Below are 2,684 nucleotides of genomic sequence, written 5' to 3'. Positions count from 1 at the left end.
TCCCCCGGCCGCGCTTGTGCAGGGTGCGCAGCACCGCGTCGGCGCGGAGCACCCGGCCGGCCACCGCGAGGGCCAGGTACGCCCGCGGCTCACGCGGGTTGCGCCGGATGGTCCGCCCGGCCCAGCGCATCGCGCCCCGCCGGTCGCCGGACGCCGCCCGGGCGAAGGCGATCTGCCCGGTGACCCGCGCCGCGCCGGCCGGCTGGGAGCCGAACTCCGGATAGCGCTCCAGCAGCCACTGCAGCGCCTCGGAGATGGTGTCCCAGCGCTGGGCGAAGTAGGACCGCTTGTGCCAGCGCACCAGCACGTACGGGGTGCGCAGGTTGACCAGCGGCGCGCTGCGCGCGGCGCGCAGCAGGAACTCGTAGTCCTCGGCGTAGCTGCCGGGGATCTCCTCGTCGACCAGCCCGAAGCCGTCCCGCAGCGCGGCGGCGCGGATCAGGAAGGTGGACGGGTGCAACTCGGTCATCCGGTCCCGCAGCAGGTCGGCCAGGGTGACCGAGTCCCGGGACAGCACCCGGTCGACGGTGCGCCCGTCGTAGCTGACCCGGATGCCGCAGCTGACGAACTCCGCGCGCGGGTCGGCGGCGAGGGCCTCGACCTGGGCCCGCAGCTTGCCGGGGAGCCACTCGTCGTCGTCGTCGCAGAACGCGATCAGCTCGCCCGTGGCCGCCAGGGTGCCGCAGTTGCGGGCGCCGGCGAGGCCGGGGACGCGATCGTTGCGGATCACCCGGACCCGGCGGTCCGGGCGGGACAGCTCGGCCAGGGAATCGTCCGGCTCGGACTGGTCGTGGACCACCACCACCTCCACCGGGCCGGGATAGTCCTGGTCGAGGATGGCCCGTACGGCGGCCCGGAGCAGCTCCGGACGGTCCCGGGTGGGCACCACCGCGCTCACGCTCGGGTGTCCGGTCATCGGCGTTCTCCGTTCCGGTCGGTCCGCGTCCACGGCCGCCATCTCGCCCGCTGCCGTCGTCCGGTGGACGCGGCCACCAGGTCCTCCACGATCCGCCCCACCCGCAGCACCGCGGCCCGTTGCGCGTCGGCGGCGTCCGGGTCGGCCGCGACGGTGAACCGGGACGGGTCGGCGAGGCCGGCGGCGAGCGTGTCGAACAGCGCCTCCCGCGTCTCGCAGAGCGCCACCATGCCGGCCGCGCCGAGGCGGCGGGCGAAGAGCTGCTGGTGGTCGTCGACGTGCTCGCCCCGGCCGGGGTCGCGGGGGACCACGATCGGCAGGTGGCCGTGCCGGCGGGCCTCCAGGATGGTGGCCGGGCCGCCGTGGCAGACCACCAGGTCCGCGCCGGCCATGGCGGCCTGGAGCTGGTCGTGCCCGAGGAAGGCCACCGCCCCGGGCACGCGGGGGGCCCGGGTGTGCCCGTGCTGGAGGGTCAGCCCGACCTGCTCGACGGTGCCCTCGTGCCACTGTTCGAGCCAGCCGACCAGGCGGTCGAAGGGGTGCGTGTCGGTGCCGACGGCGACCAGCAGGTGGGCCCGGGTGACGTCGTCGGCGTCCCGCGGGACGGGCACCCGCACGGCCGGCTCCGGGCGGGCGGCCGACCGGGGGCGGCCGGGCACGACGCGGTGCGCCGGGGCCGTCCCGGTGCTCTCCCCGCTCACAGCAGGGTCCCCACGACGGTCGCCTCCGGGTACTGCCGGCGCTGTTCCTCCCACTGCACGAGCATCGCGGAGAGGAACGGGCGGCAGAGCCGGGCCGTCAGGGTTGGGGTGTCGATGCGGTCGTACACCTCGATGTAGACGGTCGGGACGCCCCGCAGCCGGGCCAGCACGACGAACGGGACGGCGACCCCGGCGCCGGTGGTCACCACCGCGGCGACCCGGCGATTGCGCAGCACCCGCCAGGCCAGCAGCGCGTTGCGCAGCAGGTTGGGCACGTTGCGGGTGGTCGGATGGTGCGCCGGGACGAGCTCCTCGCCGGCGAGCAGCGAGACCGCCTCCGGCGTGTCGAAGGTGACCCAGCAGCGATGCCAGCGCTCGTACCAGGGTCTCAGGGCGAGCAGTTGGGCCAGGTGACCGCCGCTGGAGCCGACCAGCAGCAGGACCCCGGGCTCGCCGGGATCATCGGTCTTCGTTTCCACGCGACTCCCCACAAGTTCGCTTGGAGTTCCGTTCGGCGCCACGCGACAGCAGATCACAGGTTTCCCGGTCGTTGAATAGGGCGACCGGTGGACCAGTCGATCTCCACGGGTGGCGAAAGGGTACGCCGTACCGACCCTCTGCCATCGAAGTTCGTCACGACCTGGAGTTTCTTCGTCACTGTCCGACAGGGATGGCAACCGTGCCCCCCGGTGATTTCGGCGGATCAGCCGCTATGTCGTTTCTCGACGACCGCCAACAGCGCGGGATGCAGCGCGGAGTTCCATCCGGCCCCGGCGGCGGCCAGTCGCCAGGTGCGCAGCCACATCTCCAGCAGGTAGCCGTCGGCCACCAGCCGGCGCGCCGCCGGGCCGAGCCCCAGCTCGTCGCCGTGCCGGTCGAGCTGGGCGTCGACCGCCCGGGCCGCCGCGGCGGCCGGCTCACCGCGCAGCACCAGGGCGCGCTGGAACGCGTCGTGCGCCAGGTCGAAGCCGACCGGCACGTCCGGGGCGCTGTGCTCCCAGTCCCAGGCGACCAGCCGGCCCGCGTGCACGCCCAGGTTCCACGGCACCCAGTCGCCGTGCCAGTGT

At 74.6% G+C, this 2,684-nt stretch carries 3 protein-coding genes and 1 pseudogene; all 4 read right to left on the bottom strand.

Annotation, left to right across the window (positions count from 1 at the left end; genetic code table 11):
* Positions 1-916 (bottom strand): glycosyltransferase family 2 protein (locus NCC78_RS30585; RefSeq protein ID WP_250798875.1); only part of this gene is annotated, 916 nt, incomplete at its 3' end.
* On the bottom strand, positions 913-1,533 hold the full coding sequence (locus NCC78_RS30580; protein ID WP_250798876.1) for a glycosyltransferase: 621 nt from the start codon (positions 1,531-1,533) through the stop codon (positions 913-915). The genes NCC78_RS30585 and NCC78_RS30580, both read right to left, overlap by 4 nt.
* An 80-nt stretch (positions 1,534-1,613) precedes the next feature.
* Positions 1,614-2,096, bottom strand: a complete 483-nt coding sequence (locus NCC78_RS30575; protein WP_250798874.1) for a glycosyltransferase family 28 protein — start codon at positions 2,094-2,096, stop codon at positions 1,614-1,616.
* 224 nt (positions 2,097-2,320) lie between these two features.
* Positions 2,321-2,684: pseudogene (locus NCC78_RS30570) on the bottom strand (hypothetical protein); the annotation flags it as partial.

The organism is Micromonospora phytophila (assembly GCF_023656545.1).
Taxonomy (GTDB): Bacteria; Actinomycetota; Actinomycetes; order Mycobacteriales; family Micromonosporaceae; genus Micromonospora; species Micromonospora phytophila.
Note: the sequence above shows the minus strand (reverse complement) of the source record. Positions and strands in the feature narration are given on the sequence as shown.